The sequence below is a fragment of the Synechococcus sp. WH 8016 genome (genome assembly GCF_000230675.1).
GTDB lineage: Bacteria > Cyanobacteriota > Cyanobacteriia > PCC-6307 > Cyanobiaceae > Synechococcus_C.
In genome coordinates this window covers 1,080,721-1,100,447 of sequence record NZ_AGIK01000001.1, presented here as the reverse complement: position 1 = coordinate 1,100,447, position 19,727 = coordinate 1,080,721, and the positions used below count along the sequence as shown (strand labels likewise).

Below are 19,727 nucleotides of genomic sequence, written 5' to 3'. Positions count from 1 at the left end.
CTAGCACATTTCTTAAATCCTTAAGGTTTCACTGCTCGCAGTGTGCGGTTTTTTTTTCGCACAGTGCATACGTTGAGACCAGTGAGTCTTGGCTGTCTGCTCATGAGTCTCAAATGCACCGCTTGCGTCCCTGGCCTCCCGGTGGCGTTGCTCGCTTCCTCTCTTCTCGTGGCGGCTCCAGCGCTGTCTCGATCCCAGCCCAACCCATTCCAGCCCACCCAAGTGTCAATGGCTGTTCGTTCGCCAGTGGAGGGTCGCGTTGTGTTGGATCTGGGCCGCAGGCAAATCAGTGTTGTGCGCCAGGGGCAGACCCATGGCCCATGGCCCGTGGCGATCGGTGATCCCAAGACCCCAACACCCTCTGGGGTGTTCAAGGTCGAAAACATGATGATGAATCCTCAGTACCAGAGCACCAAGTCAGGGAAGCTGCATCCCAAACGTGGACCTAACAGCCCATTGGGCCATCGCTGGATTGGCTTCCTGCGCAGTGGACCCAATCAATTTGGTATTCATGGCACTCCCTGGCCCCATTGGGTCAAAACCAGAGCAGCCGTATCCAACGGCTGTGTGCGCATGTTGAATGCGCATGTTCAGCAGCTGTATGACCACGTGGAAGTGGGAATGGCAGTGGAAATTAAGCGTTGAAACCAGCGATCACTGGCTCCGCTCCTGTTCAAAAATCTCCTGAAGGATCTCGCCAGCTCCTTGATCTTTGAGCTTATGGGCGAGATCTCGTCCCACCGCTTCAGGATCGGCGATGGGGCCAGCCTGCTCGTCACGGATCAGCCGCTTGCCATCGAGGCTGGCCACCATTCCCGTGAGCTGGATGGTGTCACCTTCAATTTGGGTGTTTACGCCGATGGGCACTTGGCAACCGCCCTCAAGCACCCTCAGGAAGGCTCGTTCCGCTAAGCAGCGAGCTGCGGTTGGTGGATGGTTTAGCACTTGAATCAGCTCCATCACTTCGGGACGATCGCAGACGCATTCAATCCCTAAAGCTCCTTGACCCACCGCATGGAGAGAGATGTTTCCGGGGATGCTTTGGTGAATTCGATCGCCGAAGCCGAGTCGGCTGAGTCCAGCGGCGGCCAAGATCAAACAGTCGTAATTGCCTGAGTCGAGTTTCTCAAGTCGGGTAATGACGTTCCCGCGAACGTCTTTGAACTGAAGATGGGGGTAGTGGTAGCGCAGTTGGGCTAGGCGGCGTAACGAGCTCGTTCCAACAACCGAACCCTCTGGGAGTGTCTCCAGTGTGTACTCAGCATTTTTGCTGTTCACCACTAAGGCATCGGCGGGGTCTTCCCGTTCGGTGATGCAACCCAGCATCAGCCCTTCGGGGAGATTTGTAGGGAGGTCTTTGAGGGAGTGAACAGCGATCTCGGCACGGCCCACCAGCATTTGAGCTTCCAGCTCTTTGGTGAATAAGCCCTTATCTCCGATCTTCGCTAGGGCAACGTCGAGGATTTTGTCTCCCTGGGTTGCCATGGCCTCAACAGAAATGTCGAGACCGGGGTGGGCTTTTTCAAGTTCTGCTTTGACCCAATTGGTCTGAACCATGGCCAGCTGGCTGCGGCGTGAGGCGATGCGCAGATGCTCGAGGGCCATGTTTGAGAGACTTCAGTCCGCAAGATTACGCAGACGTGCCCCCCGCTGTCACGTGGATGTCTATGAAAATTGGCATGCCTCTCAGTCGCCTTGTCAGGGCGCTCAGCTTTACGATTCAACACAGATGAGCGATTGCCATGCCAGGGCCTGTGGTTAACGGAGTTCGTAAGGACGGTCTGCCTGCTCTGGATCAGGCAACGTCGGCCAAGGAGGTCCTCCCTTTTTTGCCGCTTTTGAATGAGGGCACGATCAAATTGATTCTGTTAAGCAGCGGCGGTGTCTTGATGGCGCGGCTGAGGAATACAACCGATCCAGATGGTGAACGGGCATACCAATTGATACGTCCACTCAGTGTGATTCAAACCAGCTCTGATCAGCCGTGGGAATTGCAGCCTTATCTAGAGGGCCTGACGTCACAAAAAAATGTTGTGGTTTATAAAGCCGCCGTGGCCTCCATTCTTGATCCTGATCCTCGGCTTCTTCAGGTCTATGCACGCAACACATCTCAAGAGTGTCCGCCTTCAGAAACTCCTGTGGAACGATTGAAACGGGCTTTTCAAGAATTCACCGAATGCATCGAGGATGAGGCATAAGCTGATATTCATAATCGTTTATGGACGAGCGTTGAATCTCAAGCCCTGGAATTTTAATTTTGAATTTTAAGCTTAAGTGTTCAAGCTCGAATGGCTTGTCGCTTTCTTAGCTATGGGTGCCAATATCGGAATTCTCTTTGAAAAGTTTTTCTAGGTCTAATTTCCCTTTTTCGGAAAGAAGTGTTTCGTAGTCAAGTTCCTTTTCGATTGACTCGATTAAGTCGTCATCGTCTGTGAGATCTGGATGAAATTCGCGATACCAGGCCAAAATTCTGTCTTCGATCTCAAAGATTGCATTGAAGAATGGCGTGATGTTGTTGTGCAAGCTGTTTTGTTCGGCTTCCGTTAGGCCCTTGAATTGGTGGTCATGCGTCATGAAGGCATGGGTCACAAGTCTTGCTTTCTTCAGTGACTCCAGAGCTGCCAGGAAATCACTGGATGAGTTTCTAATGTTGCTGTCCATTCGTTTGATCGATCGTTGCTTGTTTGTTATTGGTTTTGTGGGTTGAGTTGATGGAAGTATGATTGATTGATAGTGATTAGCTCATAGTGTTTAACTGAAGGGAGTGTGCATTTGGGATAGATTTCAGTGGGCTGTTGAGAGAGCTTTGCTGTGGGGCACTAAAAAACCCCTGTCAAAGACAGGGGATGGTCAAGCTGCCAGCTGAAGCTTGGCGTGCTATTTGATGTATTCCTTCAGAACTCCATTCCTGTTGGGATGGCGTAATTTCCGCAGAGCTTTGGCTTCAATTTGACGAATCCGTTCGCGGGTTACATCAAAGATTTGTCCAATCTCTTCCAATGTTTTCATGCGTCCATCGTCAAGGCCATAGCGAAGACGTAGGACATCACGCTCACGGGGGCTCAGCGTTGCAAGAACTCCTTCAAGGTCTTCTCGAAGAAGGTTTTTGGCAACATCTTGCTCTGGATTCTCGATGTCGGCTTCGATGAAGTCGCCCAGTCGTGAATCCTCTTCTTTGCCGATGGGGGTTTCGAGGGAGATTGGGAGCTGTGCACTCTTGGCGATAAATCGCAATTTTTCGATGGTCATTTCCATCGATTCAGCGATTTCTTCCTCTGTTGGCTTGCGACCAAATTCCTGGCTGAGAACCTTGGTGGTTTTCTTGATCCTTGAAATGGTCTCGTAAAGGTGAACGGGTAGTCGGATGGTTCGCGACTGATCGGCAATGGCACGGGTGATCGCCTGACGGATCCACCAGGTGGCATAGGTCGAGAACTTGTACCCCTTTTCATGATCGAATTTCTCTGCAGCACGAATGAGACCGAGGCTGCCTTCCTGAATGAGGTCCTGAAAGCTCAGGCCTCGGTTCATGTATTTCTTGGCGATCGATACCACCAGGCGCAAGTTCGATTGCACCATTTTTTCTTTGGCGCGTCGGCCGAGCATCAGCCGTCTGCGGAAACGGATCACTGGCATCTCAACCAGTGCTGCCCATTCCTTGGTGTCAGGAAGTTTGCCGTTATCGCTCTCAAATTGCGCAGCTAGTTCCTCGAGATGCAGCAGGTCCGCAATTTTGCGAGCCAATTCAATCTCTTCGTCCGGACGCAGGAGGCGAATGCGTCCGATTTCCTGCAGGTAAACCCGAATGGAGTCTTCGGTGTAGACGCCTTTAGGCCCAACTTTGATGCTCGCTAAGACCTTGGCTTTCGCTTCTGCTTTGGCATCTTTGGCCTTTGCAGCTGCCGTTTCAGTGGCTTTCACCGCGGTTGCGGTTGTCGCCGCCGCAGCCAGCAATTGATCAGCTGATGTGTCCAGGTTGGCGGCAGGAGCGGTGGCTTTTGCTTTGCTGCTGGCCTTGCTGGTTTTGGCTTTTGTGCTGGTTTTGCTTGCTTTTGTTTTCGTGCTGGCTTTTGTGGCGGTTTTGGCTTTCGAGGCAGGCTTTGCTTTGGCCTTCACCAGCTTTGGCTGACCTTTTTCATCGGCCAGCATCACGATCGAAGGCGCTGGTTTTGCTTTGGCCTGTGCCAATTTGGTCGCGGCAGGACTCATGGCGGTCAGTAACGAGGGAGAGAGCGGGACAGGAGGCGAATGTCATCAACAGTCAGGGCAACCAGCCTGATGGAGGCCGTTGCTTTTGTGGCGTCACCTTCCCGTCATAGAAACGGTGCGCAAAGAAAAACGCGGAGCGTTAAGCAAAGTTGAGAGAGCTGGAGTGGTCCGATGCAGAACTGTCAAGGGCATTCTCAGACCGGTCGGCTTCATGGAATCCCATGGCTCGAACTTCGGATCTTCCCTTTGGAAGGAACTCTGCTGGTTCCAACAACAGCTATTGAGCTGTCCAACAGTTTTATTTTAAAAAAAACGTGTCATGAACGCAACCCCAATAACCGATTTTTCAAAAAATCCCGTCCGTCCGCCGCCAGTTTCAGTGGTGGTTGATGTTTGGCTCGAGGCTGGGCGGGATGGTCGCACCTTCACCTACAGCGATGGCAAGCAGCTGAATGTCCGTTTAGGGGACCTGGTTCAGGTGTCTCTTCGTGGTCGTCGCATGCAGGGTTTGGTCACGGCCTGCCGCAGGCCGTCTGTGGATGAAAAGCGTGCGCTCCAGCCGGTCGAGGCTCTCCTTCAACAGGCTGCTGTTGGACAGTCATGGAGATCGTGGCTTGAGGAGATGGCGCAGCGTTGCCACACCAGCCCGTTTCGAATGCTGAAAGCAGCGCTTCCTCCCGGCTGGCTTGGTCAGCGCGTTGTCGCCAGCGTGAAGGAACGCAGGCTGTGGTGGGTGTCGTTGCCTGATAGCAACGCTGGTTTGGAGGCTGGTTTGGATGCTGATTTGCCGGCGCGGCAGGCCTGCTTGGTGGTCAAGTTGCAGGAGTTGGGGGGAGGAGCGTGGCAGCGAGACCTGGTAGCGGCAGGCTTTCAATCAGGAATCGTGCAAGCCCTGGTGCGCCGGGAACGGCTGGTTCGTGAGTTGCGTCTCGCTACGGATGCCCAACCAAGTCCGCCGTCGCTGGGAGTTGTTTCGGAGATGGAAGTGCCGAGAACCCTTACCGACGAGCAGACGATTGCGATCGAAACCCTTAAAAATCAGCCGGAAGGTGGGGGTGTGCTGCTTTGGGGGATCACCGGCTCAGGGAAGACCGAGGTCTATCTCCAGCTGGCTGCCGATGAGTTGGCCGCAGGGCGGCATGTGTTGGTGCTAACACCAGAAATTGGTCTGATCCCCCAGCTGGTCGATCGCTGTCGACGTCGATTTGGGTCACGCGTGCTCGAATATCACAGCGGTTGCACGGAACGGGAACGGGTACGCACCTGGCGCAACAGCCTCGAAGCAGAGGGGCCGCTCGTCATCGTTGGCACCCGTTCAGCCATCTTTCTGCCGCTCAGCCCCCTGGGTTTGATCGTGTTGGACGAGGAGCATGACAGCTCTTACAAGCAGGAATCCCCGATGCCCTGCTATCACGCCCGTGACCTGGCGATGGCGAGAGTGCAACGGGAGGGAGGGCGTGTGTTGCTGGGTAGCGCCACCCCCTCTCTTGAGACCTGGATTCAGCTCGCTCCAGACGGTCCGCTGGCTTTAGCGCGGCTTCAACAGCGCATCTCTGATCAGCCTTTGCCGCCGGTGCAGATCATTGACATGCGCCATGAGCTGGCCGATGGCCATCGCCGCTTAATCAGCAGGGCGCTCATGGATCGCTTGTCGAAACTTCCTGAACAAGGGGAACAGGCGGTTGTCTTGGTACCGCGTCGTGGATACAGCACGTTTTTGAGCTGCCGAAGCTGTGGGGAGGTGATGCAGTGTCCCCACTGCGATGTGGCGCTAACCGTTCATGGGAAAAGCACCGCTCAACAGTGGCTGCGTTGCCACTGGTGTGATCATCGAGCCCCGGTGACGACGAGCTGCGGGCACTGTGGTTCTACGGCTTTTAAGCCCTTTGGCGCTGGGACTCAAAGGGTTTTGGAACAGCTGGAGTCTGAGTTGGAAGGACTGCGATTGCTGCGCTTTGACCGGGACACCACCGGGGGACGCGACGGCCATCGGCGCTTGTTGGATCAATTTGCCGCTGGCGAAGCGGATGTGTTGGTGGGGACGCAAATGTTGGCAAAAGGGATGGACCTGCCGCGCGTCACGCTTGCGGCCGTGTTGGCGGCTGATGGCCTGTTGCATCGTCCCGATCTTCGCGCTGGGGAGCAGGCGCTTCAGTTGTTGTTGCAACTGGCTGGCAGGGCTGGTCGTGGTGAGCGTCCAGGGCAAGTGCTCGTTCAGACCTACAGCCCCGATCATCCGGTGATTTTGCATTTAGTGGATGGGCGTTATGAGCGTTTTCTGGAGGAGGAAGCCGTGGAGCGACGCGATGCTGGATTGGTGCCCTTTGCCAGGGCTTGCGTGTTGCGATTGTCTGGGACATCTGCATCCGCAACGGCGACGGCAGCTGCCGTGTTGGCGGAACAGCTTCGACCCGGTTGCAAGGACTCTGGTTGGCAGCTCATCGGTCCAGCTCCAGCTCCGGTGGCACGGGTTGCTGGTCGCAGCCGCTGGCAGTTGTTGTTGCATGGGCCCCAAGCTTCGGCCTTGCCTTTGCCATCCGGCAGCTCTCTATGGGATGGCTTGCCCAGTGGGGTGGCCCTGGCTGTTGATCCAGACCCGCTGCAGCTCTGAACTCAAGACGGTAATTCCGGGTAGCCGAAACCCATCAGCAATCGGAGCCGTTGCAGGCTGGCCGTCAACACGAGCAGCGCCAAGATCGCGAGACCGCCCAATCCGAGCCGGCTCCAACGCCACTGACTCCATTGCAAACGATTCTGAACGCCAATCCTGAGCGGCCAGATGAGCTCGCCCTTGGCATTTTTGCTTGCCACGGCAGGGCTGCTTTGCAAGCTGCGCAAGCTCGCTTGCTCCCCAAGGCGTATTGCGATTTGCAGCTCATTGAGGCTCTCAAGAGCGCTTAGATCGAGTTCCAAAAGTAGCTCCTGCTTAAGCCCCACCAGCCAGTTGCGCTCTGTCAGCTGGAGGGTGGGTGCTGGCAATGAAAGGCCTGCCGTGCGTCCCGCTGCTTCCACGGTTTGGCTGAGGAGTGCAGCGGCGTCTTCACTGGTTTGAGTCGGTGCCTTCACCTCCAGGTGACCATGGCCTGCGTTGCGAATCTTCCACGGCAGATTCATCACCCTCAGCTCACGACTGAACGCGTCCTGCCATGGAAGGTTGAGGCCACTGCGGCTATCGATCGTCCAAGCCATCTCCACCCTGTCTGGTCCTGGGAGGTTGAGGTCTGCAGTGATGCGTACGCAGCCGCTCAACAAGAGCGTGAGCCCCACCAGCACGGCGATCACCAGCAATGCAAAGCCTGCTGGCGCACGGGTTGGACCGGTTGGAGGGGATGGCGGCGGCGGCGGCAGTTTGCGGCGATTGAACAACTTGGATCGTTTGCCAACACGCGGATCCATCTCCAAGGTTGGCAATTGCATCGACCAATTCGCAGGTCTTTCCAGGCTTGGCGCTTCCAGCACATCCAGCAATTGCCGCGCCCTGATGCGCAGATCTGGATCCTTGCAACGGGTGAGCAGTCGGCAGGTGCTCAGCGCCTTGTTTTCATCCCCCTTTCCCATCCAAGCTGTGACCATCAGCATGCGGATCTCAGCGCCTCGACTGTCGCTGATCGGGTTGGCTTCTGCGAGGGGCTCCAGCAGGGCGATGCATTGGCCGTAGTCGCCACGCTCCAGAGCGGCTTCTGCGGCTGCCATGGCATTGGTCATCGATTAACCGCGGCCGAGAACCATCGTTCCGATGCCGGCATCGGTGAAGACTTCAAGGAGAAGGGCATGGGGGACACGACCATCCACGATGTGCGCTGCCGCTACCCCCTGAGCTAGGGCACGGATGCAACATTCGGTTTTGGGCGTCATCCCACCGGCCACAACGCCCTCGTGAATCAATTGCCGAGCCTCGGACAGCCTCAGTTGTTGGATCAAGGAGTCGGGATTGTCGCGATCACGAAGGATTCCTTGGGTGTCCGTCAGCAAAATCAATTTCTCCGCTTCCAGTGCAGCGGCAAGCTCACCAGCAACCGTGTCGGCATTGATGTTGTGAGATTCCCCTTCCAGGTTGGCAGCCACGCTTGAAATCACCGGAATGTATCCCCGCGCCAGAAGTGGTTCCAACACATCGGGATTGACCCGTGCCACGTCGCCGACCAAGCCATGATTTCCATCCCCCCAGGGACGTGCCTCCACCAGTCGGCCGTCACTACCGCTGAGGCCTACAGCGCAAGCTCCCAGTCGGTTGAGTCCATTGACGATCTGTTTGTTCACTCGGCCGACAAGCACCATCTCCACCACGTCCATCGTGTCGGCATCGGTGACCCGCAATCCGTCGCGAAACTCGGAGGGAATATCGAGCCGCTTGAGCCAGGTGTTGATCTCTGGGCCTCCGCCATGCACCACCACGGGTTGCACTCCCACACTTGCCAGCAGGGCGATGTCGCGAAACACCGCATCGCGTAGCTCTGCGTGGACCATGGCCGCGCCGCCGTACTTGACAACGATTCTCCGTCCAGCAAATCGTTGGATGTAGGGAAGGGCCTCGCTCAGGACGGAGACCCGGAGGGAATCATCCATGCTGCAGGTGCTCAGGGCTCTCCATGCTCGCCTGTCGTGGCCTCACTCTTGGGAAGCAGGGTTAAATCCAGCTGATCGTTTTCCAGCGGGATGATTTGCGCTTTAAGCCCTTTGGCAAAAAAGCGTCCCAGGCGCTCGCGACGTTCTTGCCAACGCTCGAGACCCACGGCTTCGCAAGCAAAGCGCATCCTTAAGCCATATCCAGCATCACCGCAGATCTCTTCGACTTCCAGGAGCTGAGAAGGCTTGTCCTCATCCCACAGTTTCAGTGCTTCAAGAGAGCTCTCGAGGTGTGCTTTCTGCCCATAGCGCCAGCGCGTGACGTCATTAAGCAGTTTGACCAGTTCTGGAGACGCCGCCTCGCGTTCTGCGCGAAATTGTGGTTTGGGTGTCACCCGGCGTGCTGGGGGAAGCTCAGAGGATTTGAGCGCGAGGCCCCCGAGAAAGATGGGAATTCCGTAAAAGATGGTGGGCAGGCTGAGATTGGCATTGCCAGCTCCGTAGGCCAAAGCACCAACCACGGTGAGGACACCGCCAGCGATGGTGATCAGACTTCCGGGCGAAATGAGCTCGTTCATGGGGGCCCGTGCATTGAAGCCATTGTGACCAAGAGGGCTGCAGGATGGGTGCAGGAGTCCAAGAATCATGAACAACCCGTCCGAGCAGCCTCTAGAAACCCGTGTGCTGATTGCTCAGCTGGAGACGGATCGCGCTTGGCTGCTCGAACAAATTGATCGTGGCCGCTGGCCCGAATTAAGACTGGATTTAGCGGCCCTGGAGCGAGAGCTGGGGCAGCTGCTGTTGCGCGCTTCAGAACAATTTTCTGACAAAAGCCAGTGAAAACTCTGGCGCTTGCTGGCGTTAAAAAGGAATGTCGTCGGTCTCGGGAACCAGGGGAGAGGTGTTCCACTGAGCTGCTGAGTCCTGCCCAGCCGCCGCTGGCTTGCTCGGTGCTTGAGAAGACTGGGGCGTTTGCGCTGGTACGGGGCGAGCTGGCGCAGTGCGCGCAGCCACTGGGGGCTGGTCTTGGCTCGAGACCGCCCCTCCCACTGAATGGAGTCGCGAAAGGGTGAACTCAGCTCTTTTCTCTTTGGTGCCGTCTTGACGAGGAACCGTGTTCATTCGCAGTCGGCCCTCAATCAGGAGACGCTGCCCTACCTGCACGCGATTTTGAAGGTCCTGGGCAAGATTTCCCCATCCCACCACCTTCAACTGCCCCTTGGGATCATCAGGTCGGAGGGCATCAAAAGAAACGTCCATCTCAGCAATGGGCGTTTGGTTGTCTTGGGTGTATCGCAGGGTGGGAGCTTGAAGGACATCCACCTCGAGCACGCAGTGGTTCATTCTCAGCTGTGACGGTGAGCGCCATCCTGATGCACCGACCGGAGAATCGCCAGGGGACTGTCTGGTTGCTGGCAGGGACGGGTGATGGCCCGCGGTTGGCGGCGGTTCTGATCTCGAAGGGCTGGCATGTCCATGTCAGCGTCGTCAGTGACTCTGCTGCGCAGCCCTATCAGGGGATGCCGCTGGAAGGGATCCACGTGGGTGCGCTCGGGGGTTCAGAGGGGATTTCTCAATGGCTGCAGACGATTCCTGTGGATTGGGTTGTGGATGCCACTCACCCGTTTGCGCTGAGGATTAGCGACCAGTTGAACCAGGCTTGCAAGGGCTGGGGCCAGAGGTTGGTGCGGTTCGAACGGCGGATGGAGGCCTCGGGGAAGGCTTTTGTGCTCAGCTCCATGGCGGACCTTGCCGATCAGTCGTTAGCGGGGCGACGCCTTCTTTTGGCCCTCGGCGCCCGCCAATTGGTTGAAGCAGCGAGGGTCGCGCGTGAAGCAGGAGCCACCGTGTTTGCTCGCGTCCTTCCTTCGCCGATGTCGCTGATTCAGGCGGCAGCAGCGCGCGTTCCATCGGATCATCTGGCCGTGGTGCGACCCCTGCAGGGTCCCGAGCCAGGGGCCCTGGAAGCAGCGCTTTGCAGGCGCTGGGCGATCACAGACGTGGTCTGCAGGCAGTCGGGGGGGGCGACGGAGGCGCTCTGGGCGAGCCTTTCGATCGAGATGGGGCTGGGGTTGTGGCTCCTCCGCCGACCTCTACCGATTGCTGAAGTTGCTGTTGTGCATAGCGTGGGCGAGCTTCTCACGCATCTGAATGGCACCACGTCCTGAGGCTTTGTGGTTGGTTTTAACCACGGAGGCTGATGTTCAGAAAGCCTCTGCACTCGCTGAGCAGCTGATCAGCCGTGAGCTAGCAGCTTGCGTGAGCTTCCAGGCCATTCAGTCTTGCTACCGCTGGGAAGGGCGGGTTGAACATGCCAATGAAGTGCAGCTTCTGATCAAGACCACGGCACCCGGTTTGAACGCGCTGCTCGGGGCCATCGAGGCCCTTCACAGCTACGACACCCCTGAGATCCTGCATTGGCAGGCTCAGCCATCGCACGCCTACGGCGCTTGGGCCGCGGCGTCGATCAATCCAGATGCTTAGCGATCAGATCAGGCAAGGAAACCTTGGAGCGAGGCCCTAATTGGGTCACCACCTGTCCGGCACAGATTGATCCCATTTTGCCGCAGACATCAAGGGGAAGGTCATGGGTGTAGCCATGCAGGAAGCCACCCGCATAGAGATCGCCCGCTCCTGTGGTGTCGACGAGATCGCCGAGTTTGTAGGAGGGGATGTCCCAGCGTTGATCACCGCAGAGCACCACAGACCCTTGAACACTGCGGGTCAGCACGGCCACGCTGCATCGACCTTTCACTTGTTCAAGTGCGCTCTCGAAGTCTGTGGCTCCGTACAACGATTTGATCTCATCCTCATTGGCAAAGAGCACATCGACATGTCCATCGACAAGCTCGAGAAAGCTTTCACGGTGACGGTCAACGCAGAAACCATCGGAGAGGGAGAGGGCGACTTGTCCGCCGCTTTCTCGGCAGGCTTCAGCCGCCGTGATGAAAGCCTTTTTGGCCTCAGGGCTATCCCAGAGGTAGCCCTCGAGATAGAGAACCTTGGTGTCGCGAACCATGGAGAGATCGAGATCATCAGGATCCAGTTGGGTTGAGGCACCGAGGTAGGTGCACATGGTGCGCTCGGCATCCGAGGTGACCAAGATGAGGCAACGGGCCGTACTCGCACCGCTCACGGCAGCCGGTGTCTCAAAACGGGTGCCCACAGAGCGGATGTCGTGGATAAAGATGGTTCCTAGTTGGTCGTCACGAACACGACCAATGAACCCGGACTTGCTCCCGAGTTGAGCGAGACCGGCCAGGGTGTTGGCGGCTGAACCTCCAGAGGTTTCGAGACCTGGACCGCTTGCTTCGTAGAGGCTTTTGGCTTGGTCCTCGTCAACAAGGGCCATGCTGCCCTTGCTGAGGTTGTGATCGCTCAGAAATTGGTCCTCGGTTTGAACCAAGACGTCGACGATGGCGTTACCGATGCCTACGACGTCGAGAGAACTGGCGGTGCTGAACCGGGGAGTGGAGGACATCTCTGCTGTCGGTAGTACAGCGAGTATGGCTGTTCGCTGGATCGCTGTTTTGCGTCAGCGATGCGAGCGGGCTCAGGCGCTGAGGAGTGCGCGTTTGGGGCCATGGATCGGATCTTCCACCACGATCGTTTGGTCTCGGCTGGCGCCGAGGGAAACGATGGCAATCGGCACATCCATCAGGTCGGCGAGGAAGCGCAGGTAGTCCATCGCCGGCGCAGGAAGGTCTTCGAGGCGACGGCATTCCGCCGTGGAACATTGCCAACCAGGGAGGGTTTCAAAGATGGGCTTGCAGCGAGCGAAATCTTCGGAGCTGCTGGGGAAGTGCTCAATGCGTTCGCCGTCGAGCTCGTAGGCGACGGACACCTGGATTTCATCCATCTCGTCCAGGACATCGAGCTTGGTGATCGCCAGGCAATCCAGTCCGTTGACTTGAACGGCGTAGCGCCCAATCACCCCATCAAACCAGCCACAGCGGCGTCGGCGGCCCGTGGTTGTTCCAAACTCCCCGCCTCGATCACAGAGCTGGTCGTTCAAACTTCCCGAGAGCTCTGTGGGGAAGGGACCTTCTCCAACCCGAGTGGTGTAAGCCTTGGCCACCCCAATCACTCGGTCGATCAGGGTCGGGCCGACACCTGCACCGATGCAGGCCCCTCCTGACACAGGATTGGAGGAGGTCACGTAGGGATAGGTTCCGTGATCGAGGTCGAGGAGAGTGCCTTGCGCTCCTTCAAAAAGAATGTTTTTGCGGTTGCTTGCGGCTTCATGGATGGCACGGGTGCAATCCACCACGTGAGGCGCTAAGCGCTTTCCGTAAGCCAGATATTCACCGATGATTTCTTCAGCATCCAACGGCTTTTCGCCATAGATGGTTTCGAGCAGTTGATTCTTCTCGCTCAACGGCCCTTCAAGCCGATCCCGCAGTCGATCTTCGTCGAGCAGGTCGAGAACACGAATGCCGCTTCGCTGAGACTTATCCGCATAGGTGGGGCCGATGCCGCGGCCGGTTGTGCCGATTCTGCGCTCACCTCGTTGCTTTTCCATCGCCAGATCCAAGAGGCGGTGGTACGGCATCGTGACGTGCGCCGTCGATGCCAGCTGGAGTCCTGAAATGTCGATCCCGTTGGAGATCAGCATGTCGAGTTCTTCGAGCATCACCTTGGGATCGACCACGGTTCCGGAGCCGATCAGGCAGGTGGTGTCTGGGTAGAGGATTCCGGAAGGGATCAGGTGAAGCTTGAGCACGCGACCGTCCACCACGATGGTGTGGCCGGCGTTAACGCCTCCCTGATAACGCACCACAACATCAGCGGAGCGGCTCAGAAGATCCGTGATCTTTCCTTTTCCCTCGTCACCCCATTGAGCACCGATGACGACAACGTTGGCCAAAGAATCGGCGGCCCGAAGCCGCATTTCTGCACAATCCAGCACTTTCGCAGACAGTCCTGCCTGCGGTCAAAGTGCTGTTCGATTTTGTGATCAAGTGCCGCGAACGGCTGCTTTTTCGGCCTTGCCCAGTTCCTTGTCGATCCTGGCTCGCAGAGCATCGGGAACGGGACGGTTGGTGTAGTTGTTGTAGTGACCAGCCAAGGAGTTGAGTGCCGTCTGCATGGTCGTGAAAGAACTCAAGCCGTTCACCTTGGGACGTGCTCTGTAGCGAGAGACGTAGTCGGTGATCAAATCGCGAGCCTCTCCTTCAGCCTCTTGGCGATTCGCCGCGTCCTGGGGCAACGCCAACGTGTCGTGAATGGTGTGGGCAACAGCGACTGTGTCTTGGACGTAGTCCCCGCTAAGCGTGGACGATTCGTTTCCGCAGGCCGTTACGAGCAAGGAAAGCCCAAGACAGAGGGCCAGGCTCAGATTGATTAGACGGCTGGTAAGGCGTTTCAGTACGGCGATCATGACGAAGGAAATTTGCTGGACTTTACGCGGGGTCAGAGCTGGACCCGTAGCTCGGTCGGGATCGCTTCAAGCAGGGAAGAGATGGCTTCGGCTCGACTTAAAACGTTGGCGTCCCTCTCCGACCGTTGCACGAGTTCCACCTTCCCATCGGCGGCAGCGCGACCAACCACAACTCTCCAAGGGATTCCAATGAGATCGGCATCCTTAAATTTCACGCCGGCCCGCTCTCCACGATCGTCCAGGAGGGCATCGATTCCCGCGGCCCGCAGCTCGTTGTAAATCTCTTCACCAAGGCCCATTTGGACCTCGTCTTGAACATTGGCTACCACCACGATCACCTGAAAAGGGGCAATGCTGAGCGGCCAGATCACTCCAGCATCATCGTGATGCTGCTCAACGGCTGCCTGGGCAAGGCGTGAGATTCCTATGCCGTAACACCCCATCCAGAGGTGCTGCTGTTTGCCTTCTTTCGTGGTGATTTGAGCTCCCATGGATTGGGAGTACTTGCGACCGAGTTGAAAGATATGCCCCACCTCGATCCCGCGTCGTTCTTCGAGGCTCTGTTCTGGGCTGTGGACATAGTGATCTCCTGCTCTGGCATTGCGGAGATCCAGCGCTGGTATGGTGCCGAGATCAGACCAAGTGCAGCCCCAACGGTGCTCGTCGCTTGTGTTGGCTCCGCAGACAAAACGGTCGAGCTCGGCAGCTGTTGTATCGGCGAGTTTGTAAAACTTCGTTCGCCAGCTGCGCGCGCCCGTGAGGTGCTGATCAGACAGGTCAGGGCCGATCGATCCAAACGGCCATGGCTGCAGTCCTTGAGATTTCAGCTGATCGGCATTGATCGGGCTGAGATCGAGAACGGGGCTATCGAGCTGTTGTGTGAGCGCATTCACGAGTTTCACCTCGTTGAGTTCCTGGTCTCCTCGGAGACAAACAAGAACCGGCTGTTCATCGCCAGATTCGAGCTTGGCGAGGAGAAGCAGAACCTTGATGACTTGGCTGGGGTCAAGCGACTGGGCGGAGCAGAGCGCATCAATCGTGATTTGCCCTGGAGTGGACATGACCTGCGATTCCCCGCTTGGTAAAGGCAGAGCAGGGGGTGCGATCGAGATGGCTTTTTCTTGATTGGCTGCGTAATCACCATCAGGGCTGATGAGGATCAAATCTTCGCCAGCATCTGCCGTCACCATGAATTCCTGGGATGCGGCGCCGCCGATGGCTCCACTATCGGCATCCACCCCGACAGCCGTCAGGCCGCAACGTTGGAAGACCCGGGTGTAGGCCTTTTCCATCTGCGCGTACATGCTTGCCAGATCTGCTTCATCGCCATGGAAGGAATAGGCATCCTTCATGATGAATTCACGGCCTCGCATCAAGCCAAAGCGTGGGCGAATCTCGTCCCTGAATTTGCTTTGAATTTGATAAAGGGTGACGGGGAGCTGGCGATACGACTTCAAGAGGTCGCTGGCTAATTCCGTAATGACTTCTTCATGGGTGGGGCCTAGGCCAAGGGAGCGCTCCTGGCGATCTTCAAGGTGGAACATGATCCCCTCGCCGGCGGTGTAGCCCTGCCATCGGCCACTTTTTTCCCACAATTCGGCCGGTTGAAGTTGCGGTAGCAACGTTTCAAGGGCCCCTATCTCATTCATCTCCTCCCTGACGATTCTCATCACCCTTTGAAGGACCCTCCACATCAGTGGGAGATAGGCATAGATTCCTGAGCCAACGCGTCGGATATATCCGCCACGAATCAGCAATTGTTGCGAGGCGATTTCGGCGTCAGCGGGAACATCCCGCAGCGTCACCAGCATCAGGCGGGAGACGCGCATAGCGATCAATGATCAACAAGATTGGAAGCTACCACCGCTGCAAAAAGAGGTCGCTTCAGGAAGTGTCCCGATCGCTTGGAACGACGCTGGCATCCTGAGTCTCAGCTGCTACTGTCTGCCCAATCCAGCGCGTCCTAAATCAGTCTCATGTTTCCTAGGTCGATTAATGATCCTGTTTCTGCTGCCGAAGATTCCTTGATATCCGAAAAAGATGTTGATGCGGTGATGGCTCAATCAGATGCTTTAGTTGCTATCGATGATGTTCAAAAATCCTTAAATCGATCAAGGGCTTCTGTTTATCGTTATACAAATACTGACGTTCGTAATTTAAATCCTCCTTTTAACCCTAAAAAGTTAAATCCTGAATACCGCAGTGATCAAAAGGATCCTCTCCTTTTTCATCCCAATGAGGTTGCCCGTTTTGCCAAGGATGTCCTGAGGATCAAGGAGGTCACCGTTGAAGTTCTCAACTCTCCTTCGACAGCGACTCAGCAAGTCTTAGGAGCCATTCTCGAAGAGTTGCGCCAAATCAGAACACATCTGGAAGACCTTCCCGCAGCTCCCTCTGACCTGGCGGCGCGCCGTGATCGACAAGAGCGTCCAGCCGCTTAGCGCTGGGATGGTGCGACAATCTCTTTAGTTTCTTCATAACGCCTTTCCGGAGCTATCCATGCCATTGGGTATGGCTTGCACAGGAGTACTTCCCTCCCCTGCCGGATGTCCTTAATCCTGTCTGAATGGACCCCGAGCCTGCCCGCGAATTTTCTCCGCAACCGTCGTTTCAAGTTGCTGCGCCAACACTTGCCTTTCTGGGGTTCATCCTCGCTTTCACCAGCCTTGGGATTCCGTTGGCTGCTGTGCTGACCGATCGCCCTCCCATGGGTTCTTTGACACCACTCACTGCGCAAGATCGTCATGGATCTGAGGTCCCTGCCTCCTTCACCCTCTCCGGGGCTACTCAATCTGATCGTTGAGATTCCAGCGGGTAGTTGCAATAAATATGAGTTTTCAGAAGACGTTGGCGTGATGGCCCTGGATCGGGTGCTTCACCCATCGATTCGCTACCCCTTTGATTACGGATTTGTTCCCAACACGCTTGCGGAGGATGGATCTCCTCTTGATGCCATGGTCATCATGGCGGAACCCACTTTTGCGGGCTGTTTGATCAAAGCCAGGCCGATCGGAGTGCTCGACATGGATGACACGGGTCATTACGACGGCAAGATTCTGTGTGTCCCCGTCGCTGACCCTCGGCAAGCAGGGATTCAGAGCATCCAGCAAATTGCACCCAGCCAGCTGGAGGATGTGGCCGAGTTTTTCCGTACATACAAAAATATGGATGGTCGTGTCATATCAATTGGGGGTTGGCGTGATTCGGATGCCGTCGCTCCCTTGTTGGAGGCATGCATTCGAGCGGCCGGTAGCTAAGGGCCCAGGGTGCTGAATCCAGCTTTTCTCGGCAAGATCTGTGATCGAAGCGCTATTAGGGCCTTACTTCTTGTAAGTTGGTTCGCGCCTAGATTGTGAACGACCCGTGCCCACCATCCGTTTTGAGCAGGAAGGCCAACAGGTCGGTTGCATCGAAGGAGCGAATTTACGGAAAGCAGCGCTTTCCTCCGGGATCAATCCCTACAAAGGCCTGAATAACCTCAACAATTGTGGAGGGGTTGGCCAGTGCGGAACCTGCGTGATCGAGGTTCTAGAAGGAGCCCAGAACCTTTCCCCCCGAAGTGATGTGGAAGAGGTGTACCTCTCTGATCGCCCTGCGAACTATCGCTTGAGCTGCCGCACCAGTGTGAATGGCGATGTGACCATTCGGACTCGGCCTGACGAAGGCGTTGGCAAGGGTTCAAATAGCCTGCTTGGCGCTTTGAAGAACTTGTTTGGACGTTGAGCTTGGCTCCAACCATCAAGGTTTACAGCTACTCCCGCTGCTCCACCTGCCGTAAGGCCCTGGCTTGGCTTGATGCCAACAACCTGGCCTACGAGGTCGTTGACATCACAACAGCTCCTCCCTCAAAAGAGGAGCTCGCGCTTGCCTTTGATCGGTTGGGACGTCGTCAACGTCTCTTCAACACCAGTGGTCAGAGCTATCGGGCTCTTGGGGCAGAGGTCGTTAAAGCGATGAGTGACGATGCTGCACTGGCGGCTTTGGCGGCGGATGGGCGTTTGATTAAACGCCCTTTTGTGGCATTGCCGAGCGGAGATTTTTTGGTGGGATTCAAGCTCGAGGATTGGAATCAGGCCCTTTTGGGTTGAAGTTGAGTCCATCCAGCTCTGTAATCAGTTCGTCCACGCCACCTTGGGTGTGAAGTTGGAACATGCTGGTGCGTTTGAATTCTTCGAGGAACGCCACCAAGAGTTCCTGGCTTCTTTCCAGTACAACTCCTTGTTCGAGGGTGCGTGCAAGCTCCTCCCAGAAACGGTCGAGCGTTTGAATCCCTAGATCCTCGAGCACTTGGTCTTTCTGGCCAAGTTGGTCGCCTGCGCTCTTTGAAAGCCCCAATAGTGAATCCACCATCCCCATGGCGAGCTGACGACTCAACTCGGATTCCGCCTTTTGCACGCCAGGGAGCTCCCTGAGCGGTGCCGGCAAGACCAGGCCATCCAGATTCCTCTGCAGGGCGTGGCCAAAGAGGGCCACGAGTTGTGGCCGCATCCCTGGCCCCACCTGCGTGAGGATCAGAGGCAGCCAGAGTCGCAGCAGCTCTGCCAGTTCTCGCTCTTCACTGCTGTCTACAGATTGATGACTACAAAGCCGGAGAATCCTGTCGGGCAGATTTGGCGAGCGCACGATGCCTTGCATGGCATCCAGCACACGAAGTGTGATCACTTCAAACAGTTCAAGCGCTAGGACGGCGACAACGCCGCGACTGACAGCTGCTCGAAGGGGCTCAAGATTCAGAAGCTGAGCGCGGGACAGACGCTCTGTGACTGGAACGACGCGCAACAGACGCCAAAAGGGGATCAGGAGAGGTAGGTCAATCCAACGTCTGAGTAAGGCGTCTCTCCAGGCAATCGCGGGAAATCGGCGTTTCAGTCGAATGGTGCGAACCAGGATGTCCAAGAGGAACAGGATTTGAAACGGTATGTCGATCCGCCAGGAGAGGTCGATTGGCATTCCGTTTTCATCAATCCCGCGTGAGTAATTGGTCTCCGCCAGCGGGAGAATTTTGGTGTTCCAAAACTGCTGTTCTTGGCCCCAGTCGTGCTTGCTCAAGTAACGGTCGCTGAGAAGATGGGCCGCCGCTTGTTTGGCTGAATCCATCTCAGCTCGGGCTCTTAGACGGTTCTTGAGCTTTTCGAATGCGCCTACATTCCCGGAGCTGATGAACGGGTTTTCATCCACTAATTGGCTGTTTTTAACAACCAATTCCAGCCGCAATTGTCGTGCGGCTGGACTGTTAATGCCCTGCTTTGAAGCGGTTGTCTCGAGTCTGCGGAAATGTTCGACATACGACATCGTGTCGGGGTGAACAGCGATGCCCTTCAGCGGGTCGTAAAGGGGGGTGATGTTTGGCAGCCACGGCAGTGGCAAGGCCAAGTTGATCGAAGGGAGGGGATACAGCGTTCTCTGCAGCCAGAAATTTCGCAGCGGAATGTAGGTGACATCGAAAATCACCCAGATCAAGTTGAGCGCTGCGATCAGGGCTAAGGCCTGATCCCAGCGATTCCAGAGCAATTGGATGGTGCGGGGTTTCACGCCCTGCCAGCGGGGTCGGACCATGGATCACCGTGCCTGG

Annotated in this window: 22 protein-coding genes; 10 read left to right on the top strand and 12 right to left on the bottom strand. The window is 56.5% G+C overall.

The window, feature by feature from the left end:
* Positions 1–102 precede the first annotated feature (102 nt).
* Complete coding sequence (locus tag SYN8016DRAFT_RS05920) at positions 103–645, top strand: L,D-transpeptidase (protein ID WP_006853416.1); 543 nt, start codon at positions 103–105, stop codon at positions 643–645.
* A gap of 9 nt (positions 646–654) precedes the next feature.
* Here the strand turns inward: SYN8016DRAFT_RS05920 and hemC are convergent, their stop codons facing one another.
* Positions 655–1,605 (bottom strand): hydroxymethylbilane synthase, encoded by a 951-nt coding sequence (gene hemC / locus SYN8016DRAFT_RS05915; RefSeq protein ID WP_006853415.1) that lies wholly within the window; start codon positions 1,603–1,605, stop codon positions 655–657.
* A 137-nt stretch (positions 1,606–1,742) separates the two neighbouring features.
* Between hemC and SYN8016DRAFT_RS05910 the strand changes: the two genes are divergently transcribed.
* The gene (locus tag SYN8016DRAFT_RS05910; protein ID WP_006853414.1) at positions 1,743–2,198 is read left to right on the top strand and encodes a DUF6561 domain-containing protein; all 456 of its coding nucleotides are present in this window, start codon (positions 1,743–1,745) and stop codon (positions 2,196–2,198) included.
* Between the two features lie 106 nt (positions 2,199–2,304).
* Here SYN8016DRAFT_RS05910 and SYN8016DRAFT_RS05905 read toward each other — a convergent pair whose 3' ends face one another.
* Together SYN8016DRAFT_RS05905 and rpoD are read right to left on the bottom strand one after the other, a co-directional pair.
* Positions 2,305–2,661, bottom strand: a complete 357-nt coding sequence (locus SYN8016DRAFT_RS05905; RefSeq protein WP_006853413.1) for a hypothetical protein — start codon at positions 2,659–2,661, stop codon at positions 2,305–2,307.
* 216 nt (positions 2,662–2,877) lie between these two features.
* Positions 2,878–4,209: an RNA polymerase sigma factor RpoD gene (gene rpoD, locus SYN8016DRAFT_RS05900; protein WP_006853412.1), complete on the bottom strand. Its 1,332-nt coding sequence runs from the start codon at positions 4,207–4,209 to the stop codon at positions 2,878–2,880.
* Between the two features lie 319 nt (positions 4,210–4,528).
* On the opposite strand from rpoD, the gene priA reads away from it, so the two are divergent.
* Complete coding sequence (gene priA, locus SYN8016DRAFT_RS05895; RefSeq protein ID WP_006853411.1) at positions 4,529–6,820, top strand: primosomal protein N'; 2,292 nt, start codon at positions 4,529–4,531, stop codon at positions 6,818–6,820.
* Between the two features lie 2 nt (positions 6,821–6,822).
* On the opposite strand, the gene SYN8016DRAFT_RS05890 is transcribed toward priA, so the two are convergent.
* From SYN8016DRAFT_RS05890 to SYN8016DRAFT_RS05880, 3 genes are read right to left on the bottom strand one after another with little or no spacing between them, the layout of a single operon-like run.
* Complete coding sequence (locus SYN8016DRAFT_RS05890; RefSeq protein ID WP_006853410.1) at positions 6,823–7,914, bottom strand: DUF3153 domain-containing protein; 1,092 nt, start codon at positions 7,912–7,914, stop codon at positions 6,823–6,825.
* Positions 7,915–7,917: 3 nt separating this feature from the next.
* Positions 7,918–8,775, bottom strand: a complete 858-nt coding sequence (argB, locus tag SYN8016DRAFT_RS05885; RefSeq protein WP_006853409.1) for an acetylglutamate kinase — start codon at positions 8,773–8,775, stop codon at positions 7,918–7,920.
* Positions 8,776–8,786: 11 nt separating this feature from the next.
* Positions 8,787–9,353, bottom strand: a complete 567-nt coding sequence (locus SYN8016DRAFT_RS05880) for a DUF2854 domain-containing protein (RefSeq protein WP_006853408.1) — start codon at positions 9,351–9,353, stop codon at positions 8,787–8,789.
* A 67-nt stretch (positions 9,354–9,420) separates the two neighbouring features.
* Here SYN8016DRAFT_RS05880 and SYN8016DRAFT_RS05875 point away from each other — a divergent pair, with 67 nt between their 5' ends.
* Positions 9,421–9,615 (top strand): hypothetical protein, encoded by a 195-nt coding sequence (locus SYN8016DRAFT_RS05875; protein ID WP_006853407.1) that lies wholly within the window; start codon positions 9,421–9,423, stop codon positions 9,613–9,615.
* 21 nt (positions 9,616–9,636) lie between these two features.
* Here SYN8016DRAFT_RS05875 and SYN8016DRAFT_RS05870 read toward each other — a convergent pair whose 3' ends face one another.
* On the bottom strand, positions 9,637–10,119 hold the full coding sequence (locus tag SYN8016DRAFT_RS05870; RefSeq protein WP_006853406.1) for a single-stranded DNA-binding protein: 483 nt from the start codon (positions 10,117–10,119) through the stop codon (positions 9,637–9,639).
* A gap of 29 nt (positions 10,120–10,148) precedes the next feature.
* Between SYN8016DRAFT_RS05870 and cobK the strand changes: the two genes are divergently transcribed.
* A complete protein-coding gene (gene cobK, locus SYN8016DRAFT_RS05865) occupies positions 10,149–10,943 on the top strand; it encodes a precorrin-6A reductase (RefSeq protein WP_006853405.1) in 795 nt (264 codons plus the stop codon).
* Positions 10,927–11,259, top strand: a complete 333-nt coding sequence (cutA, locus tag SYN8016DRAFT_RS05860) for a divalent-cation tolerance protein CutA (protein ID WP_006853404.1) — start codon at positions 10,927–10,929, stop codon at positions 11,257–11,259. Before cobK ends, cutA begins: the two co-directional genes overlap by 17 nt.
* On the opposite strand, the gene SYN8016DRAFT_RS05855 is transcribed toward cutA, so the two are convergent.
* The 4 genes from SYN8016DRAFT_RS05855 to SYN8016DRAFT_RS05840 form a co-directional block, all read right to left on the bottom strand.
* Positions 11,243–12,256, bottom strand: coding sequence for an adenosine kinase (locus tag SYN8016DRAFT_RS05855; protein WP_006853403.1), 1,014 nt, complete (start codon positions 12,254–12,256; stop codon positions 11,243–11,245). The two genes, cutA and SYN8016DRAFT_RS05855, sit on opposite strands and share 17 nt — an antisense overlap.
* Positions 12,257–12,328: 72 nt before the next feature.
* On the bottom strand, positions 12,329–13,666 hold the full coding sequence (locus tag SYN8016DRAFT_RS05850) for an adenylosuccinate synthase (RefSeq protein WP_006853402.1): 1,338 nt from the start codon (positions 13,664–13,666) through the stop codon (positions 12,329–12,331).
* Between the two features lie 66 nt (positions 13,667–13,732).
* The gene (gene psb27, locus SYN8016DRAFT_RS05845; RefSeq protein WP_006853401.1) at positions 13,733–14,155 is read right to left on the bottom strand and encodes a photosystem II protein Psb27; all 423 of its coding nucleotides are present in this window, start codon (positions 14,153–14,155) and stop codon (positions 13,733–13,735) included.
* Between the two features lie 32 nt (positions 14,156–14,187).
* Positions 14,188–15,984, bottom strand: coding sequence for a proline--tRNA ligase (locus tag SYN8016DRAFT_RS05840; protein WP_006853400.1), 1,797 nt, complete (start codon positions 15,982–15,984; stop codon positions 14,188–14,190).
* Positions 15,985–16,131: 147 nt separating this feature from the next.
* Between SYN8016DRAFT_RS05840 and SYN8016DRAFT_RS05835 the strand changes: the two genes are divergently transcribed.
* The 4 genes from SYN8016DRAFT_RS05835 (at position 16,132) to SYN8016DRAFT_RS05815 (ending at position 18,243) form a co-directional block, all read left to right on the top strand.
* Entirely contained in the window at positions 16,132–16,596 is a 465-nt protein-coding gene (locus SYN8016DRAFT_RS05835; protein WP_006853399.1) for a hypothetical protein, read from the top strand.
* A gap of 303 nt (positions 16,597–16,899) precedes the next feature.
* Positions 16,900–17,412 (top strand): inorganic diphosphatase, encoded by a 513-nt coding sequence (locus tag SYN8016DRAFT_RS05825; RefSeq protein ID WP_006853397.1) that lies wholly within the window; start codon positions 16,900–16,902, stop codon positions 17,410–17,412.
* A gap of 106 nt (positions 17,413–17,518) precedes the next feature.
* Entirely contained in the window at positions 17,519–17,878 is a 360-nt protein-coding gene (locus SYN8016DRAFT_RS05820) for a 2Fe-2S iron-sulfur cluster-binding protein (RefSeq protein ID WP_006853396.1), read from the top strand.
* A gap of 2 nt (positions 17,879–17,880) precedes the next feature.
* Positions 17,881–18,243, top strand: a complete 363-nt coding sequence (locus SYN8016DRAFT_RS05815; protein ID WP_038013851.1) for a Spx/MgsR family RNA polymerase-binding regulatory protein — start codon at positions 17,881–17,883, stop codon at positions 18,241–18,243.
* Here SYN8016DRAFT_RS05815 and SYN8016DRAFT_RS05810 read toward each other — a convergent pair.
* A complete protein-coding gene (locus SYN8016DRAFT_RS05810) occupies positions 18,206–19,711 on the bottom strand; it encodes a hypothetical protein (protein WP_006853394.1) in 1,506 nt (501 codons plus the stop codon). The genes SYN8016DRAFT_RS05815 and SYN8016DRAFT_RS05810 overlap by 38 nt on opposite strands.
* Positions 19,712–19,727: the final 16 nt, after the last annotated feature.

Bases quoted from the DNA above. Each gene is read 5' to 3' on its own strand.
- SYN8016DRAFT_RS05920 (WP_006853416.1), top strand. From the start codon at position 103: ATGAGTCTCAAATGCACCGCTTGCGTCCCTGGCCTCCCGGTGGCGTTG.
- hemC (WP_006853415.1), bottom strand. From the start codon at position 1,605: ATGGCCCTCGAGCATCTGCGCATCGCCTCACGCCGCAGCCAGCTGGCC.
- SYN8016DRAFT_RS05910 (WP_006853414.1), top strand. From the start codon at position 1,743: ATGCCAGGGCCTGTGGTTAACGGAGTTCGTAAGGACGGTCTGCCTGCT.
- SYN8016DRAFT_RS05905 (WP_006853413.1), bottom strand. From the start codon at position 2,661: ATGGACAGCAACATTAGAAACTCATCCAGTGATTTCCTGGCAGCTCTG.
- rpoD (WP_006853412.1), bottom strand. From the start codon at position 4,209: ATGAGTCCTGCCGCGACCAAATTGGCACAGGCCAAAGCAAAACCAGCG.
- priA (WP_006853411.1), top strand. From the start codon at position 4,529: ATGAACGCAACCCCAATAACCGATTTTTCAAAAAATCCCGTCCGTCCG.
- SYN8016DRAFT_RS05890 (WP_006853410.1), bottom strand. From the start codon at position 7,914: ATGACCAATGCCATGGCAGCCGCAGAAGCCGCTCTGGAGCGTGGCGAC.
- argB (WP_006853409.1), bottom strand. From the start codon at position 8,775: ATGGATGATTCCCTCCGGGTCTCCGTCCTGAGCGAGGCCCTTCCCTAC.
- SYN8016DRAFT_RS05880 (WP_006853408.1), bottom strand. From the start codon at position 9,353: ATGAACGAGCTCATTTCGCCCGGAAGTCTGATCACCATCGCTGGCGGT.
- SYN8016DRAFT_RS05875 (WP_006853407.1), top strand. From the start codon at position 9,421: ATGAACAACCCGTCCGAGCAGCCTCTAGAAACCCGTGTGCTGATTGCT.
- SYN8016DRAFT_RS05870 (WP_006853406.1), bottom strand. From the start codon at position 10,119: ATGAACCACTGCGTGCTCGAGGTGGATGTCCTTCAAGCTCCCACCCTG.
- cobK (WP_006853405.1), top strand. From the start codon at position 10,149: ATGCACCGACCGGAGAATCGCCAGGGGACTGTCTGGTTGCTGGCAGGG.
- cutA (WP_006853404.1), top strand. From the start codon at position 10,927: ATGGCACCACGTCCTGAGGCTTTGTGGTTGGTTTTAACCACGGAGGCT.
- SYN8016DRAFT_RS05855 (WP_006853403.1), bottom strand. From the start codon at position 12,256: ATGTCCTCCACTCCCCGGTTCAGCACCGCCAGTTCTCTCGACGTCGTA.
- SYN8016DRAFT_RS05850 (WP_006853402.1), bottom strand. From the start codon at position 13,666: ATGCGGCTTCGGGCCGCCGATTCTTTGGCCAACGTTGTCGTCATCGGT.
- psb27 (WP_006853401.1), bottom strand. From the start codon at position 14,155: ATGATCGCCGTACTGAAACGCCTTACCAGCCGTCTAATCAATCTGAGC.
- SYN8016DRAFT_RS05840 (WP_006853400.1), bottom strand. From the start codon at position 15,984: ATGCGCGTCTCCCGCCTGATGCTGGTGACGCTGCGGGATGTTCCCGCT.
- SYN8016DRAFT_RS05835 (WP_006853399.1), top strand. From the start codon at position 16,132: ATGTTTCCTAGGTCGATTAATGATCCTGTTTCTGCTGCCGAAGATTCC.
- SYN8016DRAFT_RS05825 (WP_006853397.1), top strand. From the start codon at position 16,900: ATGGATCTGAGGTCCCTGCCTCCTTCACCCTCTCCGGGGCTACTCAAT.
- SYN8016DRAFT_RS05810 (WP_006853394.1), bottom strand. From the start codon at position 19,711: ATGGTCCGACCCCGCTGGCAGGGCGTGAAACCCCGCACCATCCAATTG.